Here is a 21683-nt window from a genome sequence, read left to right as displayed (position 1 = left end):
ATCCCCGCGAAGGGCGCCCAGGGCGCCGCTGCGGGCCTGTCAGGCCTCGAAGGGACGCGCCGGCCAGGGCGCCTCGGCCGGACGCAGCGCGTCGAGTCCGTCCCCGGCGCGCGCGGCGAGCAGGGAGAGGACGCCGACCACGAGACAGTCGTTGTGGAGGTCGCCGCCGAGGACACCCCGGACGAGCTCGCCCACGGGGACCCGCGCCAGCTCCATGTCGGCCTCCTCGTCCTCGACCTCGAAGCGCTGCTCCTCCGCCTCGGAGAGGTCGCGGGCGAGGAAGACACGAATGGCCTCGGAACAGCCGCCGGGGCTGGTGTAGACGTCGGTCAGCACGCGCCAGTTCTCGGCCTTGACGTGCGCCTCCTCGTAGAGCTCGCGCTGGGCGGCGTGCAGCGGGTTCTCGCCGGGGACGTCGAGCAGGCCGGCCGGGATCTCCCAGAGCTTCTGACGCACCGGGTGCCGGTACTGGCGCAGCACCACCACCCGGTCCTGGTCGTCGAGGGCGACGACGGCCACGGAGCCGGGATGGACCTGGTAGTCGCGCCGGGCGACCGATCCGTCGGGCATGACCACGTCGTCGGTACGGACGGAGGTCTTGTTGCCGACGAAGGGGATCGCGGTGGCCCTGATCTCCCACTCCTCGGCGGTGTCCTTGATCGTCATGCCCTGTCCTCCCACACGTGCACAAGAAACCGGTCCCGGTGACGAAAACGACCGAGACCGGGGTGCGCGCCCCGCGAGGCACACACCCCGGCCACCGTACAACCCTGGTGCTACTTGCCCGTCTTGCGCTGCACCGCGGCCTTCACCAGCCCGGCGAAGAGCGGGTGCGGGCGGGTCGGACGGGAGCGCAGCTCGGGGTGCGCCTGGGTCGCGACCAGGTAGGGGTGCACCTCGCGGGGGTACTCGACGTACTCCACGAGCTTGCCGTCCGGGGAGGTGCCGGAGAACTGCAGACCGGCCTTCTGCTCCAGCTCGCCGCGGTAGGCGTTGTTCACCTCGTAGCGGTGCCGGTGGCGCTCCTCGACGTACTCCTTGTCGTCGTACACCTCGCGCGCGATGGAGCCCTCGGCGAGCTTGGCCGGGTACATGCCCAGGCGCATCGTCCCGCCCATGTCACCCTCGCCGGCCACGATGTCGAGCTGCTCGGCCATGGTGGAGATGACCGGGTGGGCGGTGGCGGAGTCGAACTCGGTGGAGTTGGCGTCCTGGATGCCGGCCAGGTTGCGGGCGGCCTCGATCACGATGCACTGCAGGCCGAGGCAGAGGCCGAGCAGCGGGATCCTGTTCTCGCGGGCGTACTGGATCGCTCCGACCTTGCCCGACACACCGCGGTCGCCGAAGCCGCCGGGGATGCAGATCGCGTCGACGTCACCGAGCTGCTTCGCCGCGCCCGCCGGGGTCTTGCAGTCGTCCGAGGCGACCCACTTGATCTTCACGCGGGCCTTGTTCGCGAAGCCGCCGGCGCGAAGCGCCTCGGTGACCGAGAGGTAGGCGTCGGGCAGGTCGATGTACTTGCCGACCAGCGCCATGTTGATCTCGTGCTCGGGGTTGTGCACCCGGTCGAGCAGGTCGTCCCAGGTCGTCCAGTCCACGTCGCGGAACGGCAGGTCCAGCTTGCGGACGACATACGCGTCCAGGCCCTCGGTGTGCAGGACCTTCGGGATGTCGTAGATCGACTTGGCGTCGATGGCCGCGACCACGGCCGCCTCGTCCACGTCGCACATCAGCGAGATCTTGCGCTTGATGGCGGTCGGTACCTCGCGGTCGGCGCGCAGCACGATCGCGTCCGGCTGGATACCGATGTTGCGCAGCGCCGCGACCGAGTGCTGGGTCGGCTTCGTCTTCAGCTCGCCGGACGGGCCGATGTACGGGAGGAGCGAGATGTGCACGACGAACACGTTGTCGCGGCCGACCTCGTGACGGACCTGGCGGACGGTCTCCAGGAACGGCAGCGACTCGATGTCGCCGACCGTGCCGCCGACCTCGGTGATCACGACGTCCACGTCGTCGGTGGCCATGCGGCGGATACGGTGCTTGATCTCGTTGGTGATGTGCGGGATGACCTGCACCGTGTCGCCCAGGTACTCGCCGCGCCGCTCCTTGGCGATGACCGTCGAGTACACCTGTCCTGTAGTGACATTGGCGGAGCCGTCCAAGTCGACGTCGAGGAAGCGCTCGTAGTGTCCGATGTCCAGGTCGGTCTCGGCGCCGTCGTTGGTGACGAACACCTCACCGTGCTGGAACGGGTTCATGGTGCCGGGGTCGACGTTCAGATACGGGTCGAGCTTCTGCATGGTGACCCGCAGCCCGCGCGCCTTGAGCAGGGCGCCCAGGCTCGAGGCGGTCAGACCCTTGCCGAGGGAGGAGGCGACACCCCCGGTGACGAAGATGTGCTTGGTCGTCGTGGCGTTGCTGCTTCGGAAAGCGGCGGGCGGCATGGCCAAGAGGGGGCTCCCGTGGTCGCGGTCTGGGGTGCGTACCGGCGTGGTGTCCGAGAATTCTTCGGAGGTGCCGTCGCTGCGGTTCGGGGGTTTCCTGCCCACCGGTCCACGGGCTACCAGGGTATCAGCGACCCGGCGAGACCGCTTCCGACCACGCTCCGCACACACGTCGACACGAACCCCGCACGCCACTCACTCGATCGGCCCACCCGGGATACCGGGAGCGGCACGCGGATCTTCCACGTGCGTCGTATCCTGCTCGGACACTCGCTGCCGAGCCCGGCCGACACACGGCACCATCCCCGCCCGTACCCCGGAACAACGAGGGCTCGTCAGTTCGTTTCGCAACGACAATCGGACCAACAATTGACGTTCCGCAGCGACGCTTCACCAACGTTCTTACATTCAACCTTCTAACGTTTTGAACGTTCCCTTGACCGCAGAGCGACCGCCCCCCGTGGGGGGCGACGTGGCCGTTCGACTGGAGATGCACGTGGCCGGGCGCATCGAGGACTACGCACTCATCGGAGACATGCAGACCGCAGCGCTGGTCTGCCGGGACGGCACGGTGGACTGGCTGTGCCTGCCCCGCTTCGACTCCCATGCCATCTTCGCGGGACTGCTCGGCACGGAGGAACACGGATTCTGGCGGCTCGGCCCGGCCCACGCGGCCGACGCCGAACCGCCGACGGCGGCACGCCGCTCGTACCGTGGCGACTCGCTGATCCTCGAATCCGAGTGGGACACCCCCCGCGGCACGGTCCGGGTGACCGATTTCATGCCGCCGCGCGACGGCGCGCCGCAGCTCATCCGCATCGTGGAAGGCGTCACGGGCCGCGTCCCGATGCGCTCCGCGCTGCGGATGCGGTTCAGCTACGGCCGAGTGGTGCCCTGGGTGCACAAGCACGAGGGGCGCACGGTCGCCGTGGCCGGACCGGACTCGGTCTGGTTCGACACCCCCTGCGAGACCTACGGCAAGGCGCTGACCACGTACGCCGACTTCACGGTGGCACCGGGTGACCGGATCGCCTTCACCATCTCGTGGGAGCCCTCGCACAAGCAGCCCCCGGCGCTGCCCGAGCCCGAACAGGCTCTGGAGGCCACCGAGGAGTTCTGGCGGGACTGGGTCGACCAGTGCACCTACCACGGCCCCTACCGCGAGGCCGTCGTCCGCTCGCTGATCACCCTCAAGGCGCTGACGTACGCGCCCACGGGCGGCATCGTCGCGGCGCCCACCACCTCCCTGCCGGAGGAGATCGGTGGCGTGCGCAACTGGGACTACCGCTACACCTGGCTGCGCGACGCCGCGATCACCCTCTCCTCCCTGCTGCGCACCGGCTACCGCGAGGAGGCCCGGGCCTGGCGCGAGTGGCTGCTGCGCGCGGTCGCGGGCGACCCGGAGAACCTCCAGATCATGTACGGCATCGCGGGCGAAAGGGAGTTGGGCGAGGCGGAACTCGACTGGCTTCCCGGATACGAGAATTCGAGCCCGGTACGGGTCGGCAACGGCGCCGCGCACCAGCTCCAGCTGGACGTCTACGGCGAGGTCACCGAGGCCCTGCACCTGGCCCACATGACCGGTCTGTCCCGCAACGACTACGCCTCGCTGCTCCAGTTGAAGCTGATCCGCTATCTGGAGGACCACTGGGACCAGCCGGACGAGGGCATCTGGGAGGTCCGCGGTCCGCGCCGGCACTTCGTGCACTCCAAGGTGATGGCCTGGGTCGCCGTCGACCGCACCATCAAGCTCATCGAGTCGGGCGACGCCGACGGCCCGCTGGAGAAGTGGCGCGAACTGCGCGACGACATCCACCGGGACGTCTGCGAGAAGGGCTACGACAAGGAGCGCAACACGTTCACGCAGTCGTACGGCTCCAGGGAGCTGGACGCCTCGCTGCTCCTCATCCCGCAGATGGGCTTCCTGCCGCCCGACGACAAGCGTGTGATCGGCACCATCGAGGCGATCCAGCGCGAGCTGTCCACCTCCGACGGCTTCATCCTGCGCTACCCGACCTCCGGCGAGGACGCGGGCGTGGACGGTCTCGAGGGCGACGAGGGCGCCTTCCTCGCGTGCTCGTTCTGGATGGCGGACGACCTGGCGATGATCGGCCGGGTCGACGAGGCCCGCAAGCTCTTCGAGCGGCTGCTGGCGCTCCGCAACGACCTGGGCCTGCTGGCCGAGGAGTGGGACCCGCGCCTGCAGCGCCAGGTGGGCAACTTCCCGCAGGCCTTCAGTCACGTGCCCCTGATCGACACGGCCCTGAGGCTGACCGCGAGCGGGGCGTACGGCGGCTAGGGCGTACCGGGCGTCGCGAGGCGGGCGGGACTTTCACCACCCGCCCCAGCGCGACGACGCGGCCTACGGCGGCCGCCGGACAGCGGCCACCGTGGGCGCCCCGCGAGCGGCACGGCACGGACGGTGCGGCCCGGACCGCGTACCGGCGGCACCGGCCTCGGAGGTGCCCGCGCACGGGGTGCACGGGTAGCGTCCGCAGCATGGACAGCCGTACGGACAGCAGCTTCGACACCCAGGGCGCCGGAATCACCGTGCAGCGGGCGCTGGAGCTGCCCGGGCTGCGCGGCGGACTGCCGGAGATCCTCGCGGGAGCCGACCGGCTGCAGCGCACCGTGCGCTGGGTGCACGCGGGCGAGGTCCCGAACATCGCCTCACTGCTCAAGGGCGGCGAACTGCTCCTGACCACGGGCTACGGCCTCGGCACCCGCCCGGCCGACCAGCGCGCCTTCGTCCGGACGCTGGCCGAGCGCGGCATCGCGGCGCTCGTCGTCGAACTCGGCCCGCGGTTCGCCCGACTGCCCGCGGCCCTCGTCGAGACGGCCCGCTCGACCGGCCTCCCCCTCGTCCAGCTCCACCGGGAAGTGCCCTTCGTGGCCGTCACGGAGGAGATCCACACCGAGATCGTCAACGGCCACTACGCGCTGCTCCAGCAGGCCGAGGAAGTGCACCGGCGCTGCACCGAGGCCCTCCTCGGCGGTGGCGGTGTCCCCCAGGTCCTGCGCATCCTGGCCGACTTCAGCGGCAACCCGGTCTTCCTGGAGACCGCGGACGGACAACTCCTGTACGCTGCCGGATCCGGCTCCGCGGGCGCCGATCCGCTCCAGGTGTGGGAGGGCCTGCGGGGCCAGCACAAGGAACAGCCGCCCGCCGGGACGACGCTGGTGGACGTGCCCGGCGGCGGCCCCGGTACCGGTGCGGTACGGGCCCGGCTGGTCCTGCTGCCGGTCGGCGCCCCGGTCACCCCCGTGCACCGGATCGCGGCGGAGCGGGCCGCAGGCATCCTGGCCGTCGTCCTGATGCAGGCCCGCCAGGAGGAGGAGCTCGCCGCGCGCGGACGCGGCGACTTCCTGACGGACCTCGCGGAGGGCCGCATCCAGGCGGAGGACGCTCCCGCCCAGGCCCGGGTGCTCGGATTCAAGCCGGGCCGGAGCCCACTCCTGCCCGTCGTGATGCGGCTCGCCGACGGTCTGTCCCCCGGCGGAGGCTGGGCGGTCCTGGCGCGGGCCGTCGCGGAGGAACTCGCTTCGGTGGGGGTACCGGTCCTGCTCGGCGTACGCCCCGTCGAGGGCCGTGTCCCGCTCCTGCTCGGCCTGCGTTCGGAGTCCGAGCGCCAGGCGGTCGCGGACCGGGTGGCACTGGCGCTGCGGGCGGGCGTGGAGCGCGCGGGGATGCAGCGGCCCGGTGCGCTGCCACCGGTGGTGGTGGTCGGCGTCGCGGGCGGCTGGGCGGCGGCCTCGGCGGGCCTGCGGCACGCGGCGGAGACGGCGACCGCCGCGCAGGGCCTGTCGGACCGCCCCTGGTACGACGCCCGCCGCCTCGACATCGACCTCCTCCTGTGGCGCCTGCGCGACCACCCGGACCTGGCGGCCTTCGTGGACCGGGCCATCGGCCCCCTCCGCGACCACGACCACCGCTCCAGGCCTCCGCTGCTGCCCACCCTGGAGACGTATCTGGCGCACGCGGGCCGCAAGGCGGAGACGGCCCGCGAGCTGCATCTCAACCGGCAGACCCTGTACAACCGCCTCGCCAGGATCGGCGAGTTGCTGGGTACGGACCTGGACGACCCCCAGACGGTACTGGCGTTGAGCCTGGCGCTGCGCGCGCGAAGGCATGTGTCCTGACCCCACGCGAAGGGCCGGGCCGGCCTAGGCGAAGGGCCAGGCCTGGGTCAACTCGTCGTAGACACTGAGCACCTGCGCCACCGTCTCGTCCTCGGTCGGCCAGCTCGCGGCCTGCCGTACGCCCCTCTCGCGGAGCAGCTCCCGGCGCGCCGGATCACCGAGAAGGCACACCACGGCTGCGGCGAGCGCCTCCGCGTCCGCGTACGGGACGAGCTCGGCGGCGTCACCGACCAGTTCGGGGATGCCGCCGACCGCGGTCGCCACCAGCGGCACGCCCGTGCGCAGGGCCTCCTGGGCGAGGACGGAACGGGATTCCCAACCGCTCGGCAGCAGCGCGAGGTCGGCGGCGGGCAGCAGGTCGGAGACGTCGTCGCGCCGGCCGAGCAGCCGGACCGGCAGTTCCTCGTCCTCGACACGCCCCTGGAGGACCGTACGCAGCGGTCCCTCGCCGGCGATCACGAGAAGCGGCACGGGGTCGAGGTCCCGCCACGCGCGCGCGGCGTCCAGCAGGGTGCCGTATCCGCGGTGCCGGTCGAGGGCGCCCACCGCCATGAGCAACGGGCGTCCGGTGGCGCCCAGTTCGGCCCGCGCCTTGTGGCGCAGCCGGTCGGGGTCCCCGTACTCGACGGCCTTGCGCGCCGTCGGAATCGTGACGGCGGAGAGCCGGGCGTCCCGGGCCCCTCGGCGGCGGGCACGATCCACCAGGTCCGAGGAGGTGGCGAGGACGACGGAGGCGGCCCTGGCGACGCGCCGCTCCAGCAGACGCAGCAGATGGGCCCGTGCCCCCTCGGCATGCGAGCGGGTGTGCCAGGTGACGACGAGGGGGGTGCGCAGCCCGCTGAGCGCGAGCGTGGCCCGCAGCGCGGCGTGCAGCCCGTGCGCGTGTACGAGGTCGGCGTCCGCGCAGGCGATCCGCAGCGCGGCCACGGAGGCGGGATCGCCGCTGCGCGGCACCGGGACGTGCTGGGCGCCCACACCCGTGAATCCGTACGCGCGGTCGGCCTCGGCGGGGGCACAGACGGTGACCCGCACGCCACGGGCGACGAGGCCCGAGGCCAGCGACCGCACATGGGCGCTGCTGCCCGCGCTTCCGCCGCCGAGCACCTGCACGGTGCGCAGCGGCGACTGGCCGTGCGGTGAGTGGCTGCTCACGTGGCTCACGTGGCCGGGGCTCCTGGTTCGGCGTCGGACGGTCACGGAGAAACGTACAGAAAGGTCTCAGAGGGGGGTGTACCGCACGTCGTGCTCCGCGTACTACGCCAAGGATGCCAGGCCGTACGGGTGTTCCGGGACCGCCATCGGAGCGCGCTGCGCGGCACACCGGCCGACTCGACGGCCCCCGTCACCCACACGGGTGAGTGGTTTCCCTCCCTAGACCGGGTCGACGGGGCTCGGCGAGCCTTCGTGACCCACGCCGGGGCAAGGGGGCGAGGGGCGGAGGCGCCGGGGGGCGCGGAAGGCCACGGCGGGCGCGGAGGACCGGGGCGAGCGCGGACGCCGTCCGGCTCGCGCCGCCGCGCTGACCCGCTCCCCGCACACCGTCGCGGCCACCAGCGCCACGGCGTGGGCGAGAAGTCCGGCCCGCCCGTTGCCCGCGACGACGGCGGCACCCAGCGCGGCACCGAGCGCGTGGGCCCCGGTGTCGCCGATCATGGCGCGCTCACCGAGATCGTCGGGGAGGACGGCGGCCGCGGCTCCCGTCGCGGCGGCGGCGAGCCGCCCGGCGCGCCCGCCCCGCAGCAGTCCGGGCGCCCCCAGCACCAGCACCGCGCCGGCGGCCCGCCCGGGACGCACATCCACGAGGTTGACGAAGTGCGCGCTTCCGGCGATCACCACTCCCGCGAGCAGCCGGTCCAGGGGCCGCTCCTTCAGCAGCGCCCCCGCCACCAGCCCCGCGGCCGAGATCCCGAACAACTTGACGGCGCCACTGGTGACTTCGCCGTCCCGCAGCGCCCCGAGATGCGCCCGGAACCCACGCCGCGGGTCACCGGCCCCGGCGATGTCGTCGTACGCGCCGCACGCGCCGGCGGCCAGCACGGCCAAGCCGGCTCCGCGGTGGGCCAGACCGGCTCCGAGCGCCGCTCCCACCGCCACCGCGGGACCCGCGTACAGCTCGACGGTGCGGCCGGCGTGGTTCTCCCGCTCCCAGCGACCGGGACCGCCCGGGGGCGCGGCCCGCAGGGCGGCGAGAAGGGCGCGGGTGGTCGCGGCGGCGGTACCGAACACGGTGATCATGCAGGCCACTCCAGGGACCCGCGAAGCGGGCCCGGGACGGGGCGCGAAGCGCCGGGAGGGACGGACGGGAAACCGGCACGGAGTGCCAAAGGGGCGCAGCCGCCTCTCAGCGGGCCGCGCGGAACGACAGGCCGCGAAGCGCTGCGGCCGACCCTGACCCGAACGGACCTCTTCGCCTACCGACAGGCCACGGACCGCGAACTGGTCGAGCCGCGCAGCGAGGGCCGGAGCCCGGCCGGAACGCGAAGCGGCGGCGCGCGGCGCGCCGCGAGAGCGCGGGCCGCCGCCCGAAGGTTACGCGTCGGCCCGAGCCGTGGCCAGCAACTCCTCCGCGTGGGCCCGAGCGGTCTGCGAGTCCTCCTGACCCGCCAGCATCCGGGACAGCTCCCTGATGCGGTCCTCCCCCTCCAGCACCTTGACCCCGGACCGGGTCACCGACCCGTCGTTGGTCTTCTCGACCAGCAGCTGCCGGTCCGCGAACGCGGCCACCTGCGGAAGGTGCGTCACCACGACCACCTGCGCGCTCCTGGCGAGCCGCGCCAGCCGCCGCCCGATCTCGACCGCGGCCTTGCCGCCGACCCCCGCGTCGACCTCGTCGAAGAGATACGTCGGTACGGGATCGGTCCCCGCGAACACCACTTCCACCGCGAGCATCACCCGCGAGAGCTCACCGCCGGACGCCCCCTTGGCGATGGGCCTCGGCGGAGCACCGGGGTGCGGCGCGAGCAGCAGCTCGACCTCGTCGACGCCCGCTGGCCCGTACGCGACCGTACGCCCGTCGAGTTCCACGCCGTCGGGGTCGTCGGTCTGCCGGATCTCGAACGAGACGCGCGCGTGCGGCATGGCGAGCGAGGCCAGCTCGGCGGTCACGGCCGCGGCGAACCGCTCCGCGGCCTCCGTCCGGGCGTCCGTCAACGCCTGGGCCAGCCCGCCCAGTTCGGCCCGCAGCGCGTCCCGCTCGGTGGTCAGTTCACCGATCCGCTCGTCGTCGCCGTCGAGTTCGAGGAGGCGCGCGGCGCCCTGCTCCGCCCAGGCCAGCACGGCGTCGATGTCTTTGCCGTACTTGCCGTACTTCCGGGTGAGCTGGGTGAGTGCGGCCCGGCGCTCCTCGACCGCCGCCAGCCGCAGCGGATCGGCGTCGAGGTCGTCGGCGTACCCGGCCAGTTCCCCCGCCACGTCCCGCAGCAGGATGTTGATCTCCCCGATCCGTCCGGACAGCCCGGCGAGCGCGGAGTCGTGCGCGCTGACGGCCTCCAGGGCCCGGTGGGCACCCGCGACGAGGGTCGCCGCGTCGATGCCCTCGGGGTCCTCGGGATTGCCGGCGAGCGCGGCGTGCGCGGCGGTGGCGGCCGATGCCAGCGCCTCCGCGTGTCCGAGCCGCTCGGCCTCGGCCGACAGTTCCGCGTCCTCGCCCGTGCGCGGCTCCACCGCCGCGATCTCGTCGAGTCCGAAGCGCAGCATGTCGGCTTCCTGGGCCCGCTCACGCGCGAGGGTGGTGATCTCGTCCAGCTCGGTGGTGATCGCCCGCAGCCGGCGGTAGGCCCCGGCGTACTTGGCGAGCGGCGCGGCGACCGCGTCCCCGGCGTACCGGTCGAGTGCCTGCCGCTGCCGGGACAGTTTGAGCAGCCCCTGCTGATCGGTCTGTCCGTGCACGGCGACCAGTTCGTCGGCGAGCTCGGCCAGCACGCCCACGGGTACCGAGCGGCCGCCGATGTGCGCCCGTGAGCGCCCTTCGGCCGAGACGGTGCGGCTGATCAGCAACGCGCCGTCGTCGAGTTCGGCACCCGCCTCCTCGGCCCGCCGGATCGCCGTTCCTCCCGCGGGTACGGCGATCCGGCCCTCGACGACGGCGTTCTTGGCGCCGATCCGTACGAGGGCGGGGTCCGCGCGCCCGCCGAGCAGCAGCCCGAGGCTGGTGACCACCATCGTCTTGCCCGCACCGGTCTCACCCGTCACGGCGGTGAAGCCGGGCGACAATTCGACGACTGCGTCGTCGATGACTCCGAGCGACCGTATCCGCATCTCCTCCAACACGGACACGACCTTACGAGGTCAGGGACCCGATGTGCGACGGGCCCTGCCCTGCTGGTGCGAAGGCGCAGGTGACGGGGGTCACCCGGGCACGTGTGTCACCCGCTGGGGTGGGGCTCGCCGACCGCGGTCCCGCCGTATCCGTGCGACGCCCTGTACGCGGCACCCGCGCGGCCGGCACCGGCGTGTCCGCCCCCGCCCCCGCCGGTTCCCGGAGTCTCCGCGGGTCACTGGGGCCCTCCGGCGCTTCCCGGGCCGCCGGGGGTCCACTGGCCGTCATGGGCCCTCGCGGGCCTCCTGACGGCCGCGGGGGCCGCACGAGGGGGCCCGCCGTGGTCGCCACGAGCGCCCGGCCGGCGCCCGGCCCGCGGCTCAGTGCGGCGCCCCCCGCCACCCCGCCACCGGCAGCGCGAACTTCGCGACCAGCCGGTCGGTGAACGACGCGTGGTGCAGCCGTGCGAGCCGTACCGGAACGGCACCGCGCCGTACCTCGACCCGTGCTCCCGGCGGCAGTTCCACCGTGCGCCGCCCGTCGCACCACAGCACGCCGGGCGGGATGTGCGGCAGCACCTCCACCGCGAGCACGGAGTCGGGCGAGGTCACCAGCGGCTTGGCGAACAGCGCGTGCGCGCTGATCGGCACCATGAGCAGCGCCTCGACCTCCGGCCACACCACGGGCCCGCCCGCCGAGAACGCGTACGCCGTGGACCCGGTGGGGGTCGCGCAGACGATGCCGTCGCAGCCGAAGCCGGTGACCGGCCGGCCGTCGATCTCCAGGATGACCTCCAGGAGCTTCTCGGCGGACACCTTCTGCACGGCCGCCTCGTTCAGCGCCCAGTCGGTGTGCACGATGTCGCCGTTGCGGTGCACGACGACGTCGACGGTCATCCGTTCCTCGACCTCGTACGCGCGGGTGACCACCCGGTCGACGACCTTGTCGAGGTCGTCCCGCTCGGCCTCGGCGAGGAACCCGACGCTGCCGAGGTTCACGCCGAGCATCGGGACGCCGGACGCGCGGGCGAACTCGGCGCCGCGCAGCAGCGTCCCGTCACCGCCGAGCACGATCAGCAGTTCGCACCCGTCGAGGCACTGCGGGGTGGCCTCCCTGACGAGTTCCACCTCGGGCGGCAGCGGCAGGTCCGCCGCCTCCGCCTCCAGGACCCGGACTCCGAGTCCGGAGCGCAGCAGCCCCTGGACGACGAGTTCGGCGCTGCGGATCGCAGCGGGCCGCCCGGTGTGGGCGAGCAGGAAAACAGTACGAGCTCGGGTCTGTGTCAACGCGGCCCCTCCGCCACTGCACGGTCAACGTCGGCCGGGTCGAGTTCGGGCGACCCGGCACGCAGCCACAGAAAGTACTCGACATTGCCCGAGGGTCCGGGCAGCGGGCTGGCGGTCACGCCCTCCACCCCCAGCCCCAGTTCCGCGGCCCGTCCGGCCACGCCGCGCACCGCTTCGGCGCGCAGTTCCGGACTGCGTACGACTCCTCCACTGCCCAGCCGTTCCTTCCCCACCTCGAACTGCGGCTTGACCATCATCACCAGATCGGCGTCGGGCGCCGCGCACCGCACGAGGGCGGGCAGCACCAGTCCGAGCGGGATGAAGGACAGATCCCCGACAACAAGGTCCACGGGCTCCCCATCGATCGCCTCCAACGTCAACTCGCGTACGTTCGTACGGTCCTTGACGGTGACGCGTTCATCGCTCTGCAGAGACCAGGCGAGTTGACCGTAGCCGACGTCGACGGCGACGACATGGGCGGCGCCCGCGCGCAGCAGGACGTCGGTGAAGCCTCCGGTGGACGCTCCGGCGTCCAGCGCCCGCCGCCCCTCGACCCGCAGGCCCCGGGGTACGAAGGCCGCCAGGGCGCCCGCGAGTTTGTGCCCGCCGCGCGAGACGTAGTCGGGGTCGTTGTCGTCCTGGGTGACCACGATCGCGGCCGCGGTCTCCACCTGGGTGGCGGGCTTGGTCGCCAAGGTCTTGCCGACGGAGACCCTGCCCGCGGCGATCAGCTGGCCTGCGTGTTCGCGCGAGCGGGCGAGTTTCCGGCGGACCAGCTCGGCGTCGAGGCGGCGGCGTGCCACTCCTGCCACGTTCGGTTCAGCTCCTGCGGTCGTACGGCCAATGAGAGGTGTGACCCGAAGGGTCTCATTGAGGGGCGGTGGTCGGGTGACGGGTGGGCACCGGCGGTCCCGGGCGGGCGTCTAGCGCGGTCAGCGCGTCACGCAGCCCCCGGTGCACATCCTCGTACACCTCGAGATGTCCGTCCGTGGCGAGGTGGTCGGCGTCGCCCAGCCGGTCGAGCTGTGCGTCGACCTCGGCGCTCCCCGTGAGGACGCGATCCACGTCCAGCGGGGCCGGCGCGGCAGGATCGTACGAATGTTCGATCACGTCCCGCGCATTCTCCGGGGACACCCCCGCCGCTGCCTCCGGCACGGCCCCGGACTCCGGCACTGACTCGTTCATGCCCCGACGCTACCCCGAAGCGCTGCGGTACGGTCGATCACGATGGCGACGACTGAGGAGTGCCGTGCGGCGCTCGACAAGCTCTCTGACAACCTGGCGGGTGCCGAAGGGGACGTACGCGGCGCGGCGGCCCTGGACCGTTCGCTGAGCTGCCGTATCACCGACCTCGACCTCACCTTCGTGGGGCGTCTCCGGGACGGCCGGATCGAGGTGCTGGACACCGTTGCGGGCCCGCCCCGCGAGAAGGCCCAGATCCGGCTCACCATGAGCGGCGACGACCTGGTCGCGATGGTGAACGGGAACCTGCACTTCGCGAAGGCGTGGGGTTCGGGCCGGGTGAAACTGGAGGCGGGCCTGCTGGACCTGTTCCGGCTCAGGAGCCTTCTCTGAGCCCTCAGGAGCCCTTCGCCACCGTGACGCGTGCCCTGCGGGCCGCCGGGACCACCAGCGGCGTTCCCGTCTCCGGGTCGTCGATGACCTGGCAGCGCAGCCCGAAGACCTCCTCGACCAGCTCGGCCGTCACGATGTCCCGGGGCGGGCCCTCGGCGACGACGCTGCCGTCGCGCAGGGCGATGAGGTGGGTGGCGTACCGCGCGGCGTGATTGAGGTCGTGCAGGACCGCGACCAGCGTCCGCCCCCGCTCCTCGTGAAGGTCGGCGCAGAGGTCGAGCACGTCGATCTGGTGCTGGATGTCGAGGTAGGTGGTCGGCTCGTCGAGCAGCAGCAGCGGCGTCTGCTGCGCGAGGGCCATCGCGATCCAGACGCGCTGCCGCTGTCCGCCCGACAGTTCGTCGACATAGCGGTCGGCCAGTTCGGCGACGCCGGTCGAGGCCATCGACTCCCGTACGACCCGCTCGTCCTCCCTCGACCACTGGCGCAGCAGTCCCTGGTGCGGATAGCGGCCCCGGCCGACCAGATCGCCGACCGTGATCCCGTCCGGCGCGATCGACGACTGCGGGAGCAGCCCGAGCGTCCTGGCCACCTTCTTGGCGGGCATCGACTGGATGACCTGCCCGTCGAGCAGTACCCGCCCCTCGGAGGGCTTGAGCATCCGGGACAGGGCCCTCAGCAGGGTCGACTTGCCGCACGCGTTCGGGCCGACGATCACGGTGAAGGAGTTGTCGGGGATCTCCACCGACAGCTTCTCCGCGATGACACGCTGGTCGTAGCCGAGGGTGACGTGGTCGGCGGACAGGCGGTTCACAGTGCTCCTCTGGGGGTTCTCGTTCGCGGGGGCGCTCATATCCGGCCCGCCTTGCGCTCGGTGACGAGCAGCCACAGCAGATAGATGCCGCCGAGGACTCCGGTGACGACGCCCACGGGCAGCTGGTCGGCGCCGAAGGCGCGCTGCGAGGCCCAGTCCGCGACGATCAGCAGGGCGGCGCCCATGCACATCGACGGCACCAGGTTGGGTCCCGGTGAGCGGGTCAGACGCCGGGCGAGCTGCGGCGCGGTGAGCGCCACGAAGCCCACCGGACCGGCCGCGGCGGTGGCGCCCGCGGTGAGCAGGACGGCGGACAGCATCAGCAGCAGGCGTACGCGCTCGACCCGCACACCGAGCGCGTACGACACGTCGTCGCCCATCTCCATCATGCGCAGCCCCCGCGCGTTGCCGAGGACGAGCGGCACCAGCACGACGCACATCGCCAGCAGCGGCCACACCTGCGCCCAGTCACGGCCGTTGAGGGAGCCCGTCATCCAGACGACCGCGCGGGCCGCATCGACCAGGTCCGCCTTGGTGAGCAGGTAGCCGTTGACCGCGGAGACGATCGCGGAGACGCCGATACCGACCAGCACCAGCCGGTATCCGTGCACACCCCGCTTCCAGGCGAGCAGATAGATGGCGACTCCGGTCACCAGGCCGCCGACGAGCGCCCCGAGCGCGACCTGGTTCGCGGTCCCCGAGAACAGCACGATCATGATCAGCGCGCCGGCCGTCGCCCCCTGCCCCAGGCCGAGGACGTCCGGACTGCCCAGCGGGTTGCGGGAGACGGACTGGAAGATCGCCCCGCCGAGCCCGAGCGAGGCCCCGACCAGGAGGCCGACGAGCACCCGGGGCAGCCGCAGCTCGTCGACGATGAACTCCTGGCCCGCGTTCCCGCCGCCGGCCAGCGTCCTGAGGACGTCGGCGGCCGGGATCGGGAAGTCGCCGGTGCCGATGAGCACCACGCTCGCGGCGAGCGCGGCCACCAGCAGCAGCACGACGACGACGAGCGCCCGCACGTCGAACCGGAGCGACAGACCGCCGCGCGCGCGTAGGGATCGGGTACGTGTCGTGCTCACAGCTGGGCCGTCCTCCGCCGTCGTACGAGGTAGATGAAGACCGGGCCGCCGAGGACCGCGGTGACGATGCCGACCTGGAGTTCCGCGGGCCGGGCGATGATCCGTCCCAGCACGTCGGCGCCGAGCAGCAGCACCGGCGACAGCACGGTCGCGTACGGCAGGATCCAGCGCAGGTCCGGGCCGGTGAAGGACCGTACGGCGTGCGGGACCATCAGCCCGACGAAGACGATCGGCCCGCAGGCGGCCGTCGCGGCGCCGCACAGCACGGTGGCGGCCGCCATGGACAGCGCACGGGTGCGGTTCAGGTTGGCGCCGAGCGCGCGGGCGGTGTCGTCACCCATGGCCATGGCGTTCAGCGGACGGGCGAGGCCCAGCGCGAGCACCGTGCCGGCCACCAGGAACGGCAGCACCTGCCTGATGGTCGAGTCCGTCGCCGAGGCCAGCGAACCGACCGTCCAGAAGCGCATCCTGCCCAGCGCCGCGTCATCCATGATCATCACGGCCTGGAGATAGCCGTAGAGGGCGGCGCTGATCGCGGTGCCGGCGAGCGCGAGCCGCACCGGGGTCGCGCCCCGGCTGCCGCCGAGGAACCAGACCAGGGCCCCGACCGCGGCGGCGCCGAAGAAGGCGAACCAGACGTATCCGCTCAGGCTGGTGACGCCGAAGTACGTGATGGCGGTGACGACCGCGGCGGACGCGCCCGCGTTGATCCCGAGCAGTCCGGGATCGGCCAGCGGGTTGCGGGTGAGCGCCTGCAGGACGGCACCCGACAACCCGAGCGCGGCGCCGACGAGCAGTCCGAGGACGGTACGCGAGAGCCGGTCGCCCACGACGACGTCGGCGTACGTCCCCGAGTCGTGGAACAGGCCGTGCCAGACCTGGTCCAGCGGCAGCGCTTTCGCACCGATCGCGATGCTCGCCAGCGCGACGAGCACGAGGACGGCCGCGGACACGACGAGCCCGACGGCACGTATCGCCCAGCGGTTCGGGGGCGCGGGGGCGGTTTCCGCGCGCTGTTCAGGAGGACTGTCGACCAACACGTGGTTAGGTTAGCCTACCCTCGCTGCCACTTGGGTCCCCGGTCACCGTTCGGGACCGCCCGCGCCCTCGCGTCCGCGCGACGACCTCGCGTGAACCGCCCGGAGCCCGCAGGCGCCGCCACCGAGCCCGGGTGAGCCGCCCTCCGGCCCCGGGACGGGCCGTCAGAGTCCCAGCCGCGCCAGCGCCTTGGCGCCTTCCAGCGCGCACGTCCCGTCCCCGGCCGCCGTCCACGCCGCCGCGCACAGCGCCCGCAGCCCGTCCAGCGCCTCACCCTCGCCCGTCAGTTCCAGTCGCTCGCTCCCGGCCGTCGCCGTCCACCCTCCGCACCGGAACCCGTCACCCTCCTGGACGATCGCGGGCTGACCGGTCAGCAGACCGCGCAGATCGGCGTCGACATACGTCGGCCGGTGCCGCGGCGGGGCGGCCAGGAGCTGCGCGCCGTCCGTCACACCGGTGAGCACGAGCAGCGAGTCCACCTCGCCGTTGAACGCGCCCTCGATGTCCGTGTCCAGGCGGTCGCCGACCACCAGCGGCCGCTTCGCCCCGGTCCGCAGGATCGTCTCGCGGTGCATCGGGGGCAGCGGCTTGCCCGCCACCTGCGGCTCGGCGCCGGTGGCGATCCGTACGACCTCCACCGCGGCGCCATTGCCCGGCGCGATACCTCGGGCGCTCGGAATGGTCAGGTCGGTGTTGGACGCGAACCACGGCACCCCCCGCGCGATGGCGTAACAGGCCTCGGCGAACCGTCCCCAGCGCAGATCGGGACCGCCGTAGCCCTGCACCACCGCCACCGGATCGTCGTCGGCCGACTCGACCGGTTCGAGCCCGCGCTCGCGCAGCGCGACCCGCAGCCCCTCCCCGCCGATGACCAGCACACGCGCGCCGGCCGGCACCTGCTCGCTGATCAGCCGGGCCGCCGCCTGGGCGGAGGTGATGACGTCACCGGCGTCCGTCGGAATACCCAGCTCGCCGAGGTGCTCGGCCACGGCGTCGGGCGTCCGGAGGGCGTTGTTGGTGACATACGCGAGGTGCATCCCGCCGGAGCGGGCGATGCCGAGCGACTCCACGGCGTGGGCGATCGCGTTCCCGCCCGCGTACACCACCCCGTCCAGATCGAGCAGCGCCGTGTCGTACGCCTCACTCAGGGCCTGCTCGCTGCCCTCGGGCCGCGTCCTGGCGGTCTGGCTCATTGCGCATCGCTCCTCGTTCTAGCTCTTTCCCTCGATCATCGCGCATGGCATCGGCACGCACTGACGATCACACTTACGATGCGTCAATGAACACTGCAGGTCCCGCGGAGGAAACCCCGGTGCGCAGCGGCCTCGAACTGGCCCCGTTCCGGGGCGTGCGCTATGACCCCGACCGGGTCGGCAGCCTTTCCGCCGTGACATCCCCGCCGTACGACGTCATCGTCCGGCCGGACGGTCTGCTGCACCTCGAATCGGCCGATCCGCACAACATCGTCCGGCTGATCCTCCCCCAGGACGCGACTCCCCATGTCCGCAACCGTCAGGCGGCGGACACCCTGAACGCCTGGCTGTCCAAGGGTGTCCTGACCACCGACCCCGAGCCGGGCCTGTACGTCTACGAGCAGCGCGACGACGACATGCTGCAGCGCGGCATCATCGGCACCCTGCGCCTGTCGGAGCCGGCCGACGGTGTCGTCCTTCCGCACGAGGACGTCATGCCCCACATCGTCGCGGACCGCGCGGCCCTGATGCGGGCGACCTCCGCCAACCTGGAACCCCTGCTGCTGACCTACCGGGGCACCGGTTCCCGGGTCGGCACGGCCGCGGTCATCGAACGCACGGCGGAACGCGAGCCGCTGCTGTCCACGACCACGGAGGACGGCCTGAGCCACCGCCTCTGGGCGATCACCGACGCCGCCGATCTGGCCGAGATCCAGACGGACCTGGGCCACCACCAGGCACTCATCGCGGACGGTCACCACCGCTGGGCGACCTATCTGCGTCTGCGCTCGGAGCACCCTTCGCCCAGCCCCTGGGACTTCGGTCTCGTCCTCCTGGTGGACACCGCGCGCTATCCGCTGCGCGTCCGCGCGATCCACCGTCTGCTGCACGGGCTGCCGGTCTCGGAGGCGCTGGCGGCGCTCACGGACTCGTTCCGGGTGCGCCACCTCGACGTTCCCCTCGCGAAGGCCCTGGAGGCCCTCGCCTCGGCGGCCGCGGAGAGCAACGCCTTCCTTCTCGCGGGCGACGGTTCGTTCCACCTGGTGGACCGCCCGGACCCGGACCTGCTCACCCGTACGATCCCGGCCGACCATCCCGAGGCCTGGCGCACCCTGGACGCGACCGTCCTGCACGCCACGCTCCTCGCGCATGTCTGGGGCATCCCGGAGGACTCTCCCGCCCACATCGCCTACATCCACGACACCGAGGCCACGGTCGCCAAGGCCGAGCTCGACGGCGGCACGGCGGTCCTCCTGCACCCGGTGCACGAGGAGGTCGTACGCGACCTCGCCCGCCAGGGCGTCACGATGCCCCGCAAGTCGACGTCGTTCGGCCCGAAGCCGGCGTCGGGACTGGTACTGCGGGCGCTCTCCGACTGAGACGCCGAGCGGCGGGACCCCTTCCGGAGTCCCGCCGCTCGTGTACTCACCGCGTGGTTCGGGCGTCAGCCGCGAGGCGCGCCCTCGTCGTGGCCGCCTTCATCGTCGCGCTCTTCGTTCCGCTCTTCGTCGCGCTCGTCCTCGGCGTCGTCGAAGTCCTCGTCGGCGAGGTCCTCGTCCTCTACGTCGTCGATCTCGTCGGTCTCGTCGGTCTCGTCGGTCTCGGCCTGGATCGCCCGGTCGGCCTCGCGTACGGACTCGGACTGGGGATCGGTCCCGGAGTCCGTCTCGGACTCGTTCTCGTCCTCGACCAGCGCGTCGACGAACTCGACACCGTCCAGCTCCGCGAGCCGGTCCGAGGCGTCCGTGCTGCCGTCCTTGTCGGACTCGACAGCCTTCGCGAACCACTCGCGGGCCTCGTCCTCACGACCGGCGGCGAGAAGCGCGTCGGCGTACGCGTAGCGCAGTCGCGCGGTCCACGGCTGCACGGAGTGCGAGGCCAGCTCGGGGCTCTGGAGGGTCACGATGGCGGCGTCGAGCTGCCCCATGTCCCGCCGCGCTCCGGCGGCGACCAGCCGCATCTCGACCTGACCGGCCTTGTCCAGCTTCTGCACGTCGGGCGCACCGGCCATGTCCAGCGCCTTCTCGGGCCGGCCCATGCCCCGCTCGCAGTCCGCCATGACGGGCCACAGGTCGACATTGCCGGTCATCCGACGCGCCGCACGGAACTCCGCGAGCGCCTCGCTGTACTTCTGGCTCGCGTAGGCGGCGAAACCGGCCGCCTCGCGCACGGCGGCGACCCGCGACGCCAGACGAAGGGCGATCCTGGAGTACGCGTACGCACCCTCGGGGTCCTCGTCGATGAGCCGGGCGACCATCACCAGGTTCCTCGAGACCTCCTCGGCAAGTCCCTTCGGCAGGCTCAGGAGCTCCTGACGGACGTCCTTGTCGATCTCGTCGCCCGTGACGTCGTCCGGGATCGGCAGCCGCTTGATCGGCTCACGGTCCCGGTCGCGGTCACGGTCGTCGCGGCCACGGAAGCCGCCACCCCGGCTGTCGCCACCCCGACGGTCGTCCCGGCCCTGGAAGCCGCCGGGACGGCCACCCCGGTCGTCGCGACGGAAGCCGCCACCACTGCTGCTGCCGCCGCGGTTGTCGTCGCGACGGAATCCACCACGGTCGTCATCACGACGCGGAGCACCGGAACGCTCATCACGCCGGAAGGGAGGACGGTCACCGTCACGCCGGGGTCCCCGGCTGTCGCCACCCCGGTCGTCACGGCGGTCGTCACGACGGAAGGGGGGACGGTCTCCCTCACGACGGTCCCCGCGGTCGTCACGCCGGAAGTCGTTGCGGTCGTCGCGGCGGAACCCACCACGGTCGCCACCCCGGTCGTCCCGACGGTCGTCGCGACGGAAGTCACTGCCACCACGGCTGTCGTCGCGGCGGAAACCACCACGATCACCGCCACGATCCCCACCGCGGTCATCACGACGGTCGTCGCGACGGTCGTCACGACGGAACCCACCGCGGTCGTCATCGCGACGCGGGCCGCTCGGCCGGTCGTCGCGACGCGGGCCACCCGTCGGACGGTCGTCACGGCGGAAGGCGGGACGGTCCCCGTCCCGCCGGAAGCCACGGTCATCGCCTCGACGCTCGCCACCACGGTCGTCACGGCGGAAACCACCGCGATCGCCGCCACGATTGTCATCGCGCCGGGCGTCATTGCGGTCGTCACGACGGAACCCGCCACCGGTACCACCGCGGTTGTCGTCGCGACGGAACCCACCGCCGGCACCGCTACCGCCACGGTCGTCATCGCGACGCGGGCCGCTCGAGCGGTCGTCGCGGTTGAAGGAGGGACGGTCGCCGTCCCGGCGGAAGCCACCACCGCGGTCGTCACGGCGCGGGCCGCTCGGCCGGTCGTCGCGACGCGGGCCACCCGTGGGGCGGTCGTCACGACGGAACGGCGGACGGCCACCACCGGCGCCACCGCGGTTGTCGTCGCGACGGAACCCACCGCCGGCACCGCTACCGCCACGGTCGTCATCGCGACGGAACCCACCACGGTCACCGCCACGATCCCCACCGCGGTCGTCGCGGCGATCCCCACCGCGGTCGTCACGTCGGCCGGAGCCGCCGCGGTCGTTGTCGCGCCGGTCGTTGTCACGGCGCGGGCCTCCCCGGTAGCCGCCGCGGTCACCACTGTCCTGGCGTCGCTGATCGCGCTCCGGTCGCTCATCGGGAGAGTTGGTGGACATGGGTGACTCCTGTCTTCGGTACCGCAAGTCATTCTCGCGCAGCCGGGTACCCGGCGCGCTTCGTAAAAACAAAAAAGGACCTCTGGTCCCAGCGATTCGCTGGACCAGAGGTCCTCAAAGATTGTTCGGCGGCGTCCTACTCTCCCACAGGGTCCCCCCTGCAGTACCATCGGCGCTGTAAGGCTTAGCTTCCGGGTTCGGAATGTAACCGGGCGT

17 protein-coding genes, 1 rRNA gene and 1 pseudogene are annotated in these 21683 nt (G+C 72.4%); 4 read left to right on the top strand and 15 right to left on the bottom strand.

Annotation, left to right across the window (positions count from 1 at the left end):
• Positions 1 to 39: 39 nt before the first annotated feature.
• Together ABZV34_RS11800 and ABZV34_RS11795 are read right to left on the bottom strand one after the other, a co-directional pair.
• On the bottom strand, positions 40 to 666 hold the full coding sequence (locus ABZV34_RS11800; protein WP_356273724.1) for an NUDIX hydrolase: 627 nt from the start codon (positions 664 to 666) through the stop codon (positions 40 to 42).
• 110 nt (positions 667 to 776) lie between these two features.
• Entirely contained in the window at positions 777 to 2444 is a 1668-nt protein-coding gene (locus ABZV34_RS11795) for a CTP synthase (protein WP_356273722.1), read from the bottom strand.
• 496 nt (positions 2445 to 2940) lie between these two features.
• Here ABZV34_RS11795 and ABZV34_RS11790 point away from each other — a divergent pair, with 496 nt between their 5' ends.
• Together ABZV34_RS11790 and ABZV34_RS11785 are read left to right on the top strand one after the other, a co-directional pair.
• A complete protein-coding gene (locus ABZV34_RS11790; RefSeq protein ID WP_356274173.1) occupies positions 2941 to 4743 on the top strand; it encodes a glycoside hydrolase family 15 protein in 1803 nt (600 codons plus the stop codon).
• 200 nt (positions 4744 to 4943) lie between these two features.
• Positions 4944 to 6584 (top strand): PucR family transcriptional regulator, encoded by a 1641-nt coding sequence (locus ABZV34_RS11785; RefSeq protein ID WP_356273720.1) that lies wholly within the window; start codon positions 4944 to 4946, stop codon positions 6582 to 6584.
• 24 nt (positions 6585 to 6608) lie between these two features.
• Here ABZV34_RS11785 and ABZV34_RS11780 read toward each other — a convergent pair whose 3' ends face one another.
• The 6 genes from ABZV34_RS11780 to ABZV34_RS11755 form a co-directional block, all read right to left on the bottom strand.
• Positions 6609 to 7745 (bottom strand): glycosyltransferase family 4 protein, encoded by a 1137-nt coding sequence (locus ABZV34_RS11780; protein WP_356273718.1) that lies wholly within the window; start codon positions 7743 to 7745, stop codon positions 6609 to 6611.
• A 210-nt stretch (positions 7746 to 7955) separates the two neighbouring features.
• Entirely contained in the window at positions 7956 to 8819 is an 864-nt protein-coding gene (locus ABZV34_RS11775) for a hypothetical protein (protein WP_356273716.1), read from the bottom strand.
• Positions 8820 to 9113: 294 nt separating this feature from the next.
• Positions 9114 to 10841, bottom strand: coding sequence for a DNA repair protein RecN (recN, locus tag ABZV34_RS11770; RefSeq protein ID WP_356274170.1), 1728 nt, complete (start codon positions 10839 to 10841; stop codon positions 9114 to 9116).
• Positions 10842 to 11222: 381 nt separating this feature from the next.
• On the bottom strand, positions 11223 to 12128 hold the full coding sequence (locus ABZV34_RS11765; RefSeq protein ID WP_168527409.1) for an NAD kinase: 906 nt from the start codon (positions 12126 to 12128) through the stop codon (positions 11223 to 11225).
• A complete protein-coding gene (locus tag ABZV34_RS11760; RefSeq protein ID WP_356273714.1) occupies positions 12125 to 12940 on the bottom strand; it encodes a TlyA family RNA methyltransferase in 816 nt (271 codons plus the stop codon). Before ABZV34_RS11760 ends, ABZV34_RS11765 begins: the two co-directional genes overlap by 4 nt.
• A gap of 55 nt (positions 12941 to 12995) precedes the next feature.
• The gene (locus tag ABZV34_RS11755; protein ID WP_356273712.1) at positions 12996 to 13313 is read right to left on the bottom strand and encodes a hypothetical protein; all 318 of its coding nucleotides are present in this window, start codon (positions 13311 to 13313) and stop codon (positions 12996 to 12998) included.
• A 42-nt stretch (positions 13314 to 13355) separates the two neighbouring features.
• Here ABZV34_RS11755 and ABZV34_RS11750 point away from each other — a divergent pair, with 42 nt between their 5' ends.
• Positions 13356 to 13703 (top strand): SCP2 sterol-binding domain-containing protein, encoded by a 348-nt coding sequence (locus ABZV34_RS11750; protein ID WP_356273710.1) that lies wholly within the window; start codon positions 13356 to 13358, stop codon positions 13701 to 13703.
• Between the two features lie 4 nt (positions 13704 to 13707).
• Here ABZV34_RS11750 and ABZV34_RS11745 read toward each other — a convergent pair whose 3' ends face one another.
• The 4 genes from ABZV34_RS11745 to ABZV34_RS11730 all read right to left on the bottom strand — a co-directional run bounded on the left by ABZV34_RS11745 (position 13708) and on the right by ABZV34_RS11730 (position 17827).
• Positions 13708 to 14556 carry an ABC transporter ATP-binding protein gene (locus ABZV34_RS11745; protein ID WP_356273708.1) on the bottom strand — a complete coding sequence of 283 codons (849 nt, stop codon included), beginning with the start codon at positions 14554 to 14556 and terminating at the stop codon, positions 13708 to 13710.
• Entirely contained in the window at positions 14553 to 15596 is a 1044-nt protein-coding gene (locus ABZV34_RS11740) for an iron chelate uptake ABC transporter family permease subunit (RefSeq protein ID WP_356273706.1), read from the bottom strand. Before ABZV34_RS11740 ends, ABZV34_RS11745 begins: the two co-directional genes overlap by 4 nt.
• Positions 15593 to 16636 (bottom strand): iron chelate uptake ABC transporter family permease subunit, encoded by a 1044-nt coding sequence (locus ABZV34_RS11735; protein WP_356273705.1) that lies wholly within the window; start codon positions 16634 to 16636, stop codon positions 15593 to 15595. The genes ABZV34_RS11740 and ABZV34_RS11735 overlap by 4 nt, the downstream gene beginning before the upstream one ends.
• A gap of 162 nt (positions 16637 to 16798) precedes the next feature.
• Positions 16799 to 17827: an HAD hydrolase-like protein gene (locus ABZV34_RS11730; RefSeq protein WP_356273703.1), complete on the bottom strand. Its 1029-nt coding sequence runs from the start codon at positions 17825 to 17827 to the stop codon at positions 16799 to 16801.
• A gap of 86 nt (positions 17828 to 17913) precedes the next feature.
• Here ABZV34_RS11730 and ABZV34_RS11725 point away from each other — a divergent pair, with 86 nt between their 5' ends.
• The gene (locus tag ABZV34_RS11725; protein WP_356273701.1) at positions 17914 to 19206 is read left to right on the top strand and encodes a DUF1015 domain-containing protein; all 1293 of its coding nucleotides are present in this window, start codon (positions 17914 to 17916) and stop codon (positions 19204 to 19206) included.
• Between the two features lie 65 nt (positions 19207 to 19271).
• Here the strand turns inward: ABZV34_RS11725 and ABZV34_RS11720 are convergent, their stop codons facing one another.
• The 3 genes and pseudogenes from ABZV34_RS11720 to rrf form a co-directional block, all read right to left on the bottom strand.
• Entirely contained in the window at positions 19272 to 20192 is a 921-nt protein-coding gene (locus ABZV34_RS11720; protein ID WP_356274167.1) for a tetratricopeptide repeat protein, read from the bottom strand.
• Between the two features lie 537 nt (positions 20193 to 20729).
• Positions 20730 to 21434: pseudogene (locus ABZV34_RS11715) on the bottom strand (tetratricopeptide repeat protein); the annotation flags it as partial.
• Between the two features lie 156 nt (positions 21435 to 21590).
• Positions 21591 to 21683: ribosomal RNA gene (rrf, locus tag ABZV34_RS11710) — 5S ribosomal RNA — on the bottom strand; the annotation flags it as partial.

The sequence above is a fragment of the Streptomyces sp. NPDC005195 genome (genome assembly GCF_040608315.1).
In the GTDB taxonomy this organism is placed as follows: Bacteria; Actinomycetota; Actinomycetes; order Streptomycetales; family Streptomycetaceae; genus Streptomyces; species Streptomyces kaempferi.
Note: the sequence above shows the minus strand (reverse complement) of the source record. Positions and strands in the feature narration are given on the sequence as shown.

Excerpts from the sequence above, each read along its gene's own strand:
- ABZV34_RS11795 (WP_356273722.1), bottom strand. The coding sequence starts at position 2,444 with ATGCCGCCCGCCGCTTTCCGAAGCAGCAACGCCACGACGACCAAGCAC.
- ABZV34_RS11745 (WP_356273708.1), bottom strand. The coding sequence starts at position 14,556 with ATGAGCGCCCCCGCGAACGAGAACCCCCAGAGGAGCACTGTGAACCGC.
- ABZV34_RS11775 (WP_356273716.1), bottom strand. The coding sequence starts at position 8,819 with ATGATCACCGTGTTCGGTACCGCCGCCGCGACCACCCGCGCCCTTCTC.
- ABZV34_RS11785 (WP_356273720.1), top strand. The coding sequence starts at position 4,944 with ATGGACAGCCGTACGGACAGCAGCTTCGACACCCAGGGCGCCGGAATC.
- ABZV34_RS11730 (WP_356273703.1), bottom strand. The coding sequence starts at position 17,827 with ATGAGCCAGACCGCCAGGACGCGGCCCGAGGGCAGCGAGCAGGCCCTG.
- ABZV34_RS11725 (WP_356273701.1), top strand. The coding sequence starts at position 17,914 with ATGAACACTGCAGGTCCCGCGGAGGAAACCCCGGTGCGCAGCGGCCTC.
- ABZV34_RS11750 (WP_356273710.1), top strand. The coding sequence starts at position 13,356 with ATGGCGACGACTGAGGAGTGCCGTGCGGCGCTCGACAAGCTCTCTGAC.
- ABZV34_RS11755 (WP_356273712.1), bottom strand. The coding sequence starts at position 13,313 with ATGAACGAGTCAGTGCCGGAGTCCGGGGCCGTGCCGGAGGCAGCGGCG.
- recN (WP_356274170.1), bottom strand. The coding sequence starts at position 10,841 with ATGCGGATACGGTCGCTCGGAGTCATCGACGACGCAGTCGTCGAATTG.
- ABZV34_RS11800 (WP_356273724.1), bottom strand. The coding sequence starts at position 666 with ATGACGATCAAGGACACCGCCGAGGAGTGGGAGATCAGGGCCACCGCG.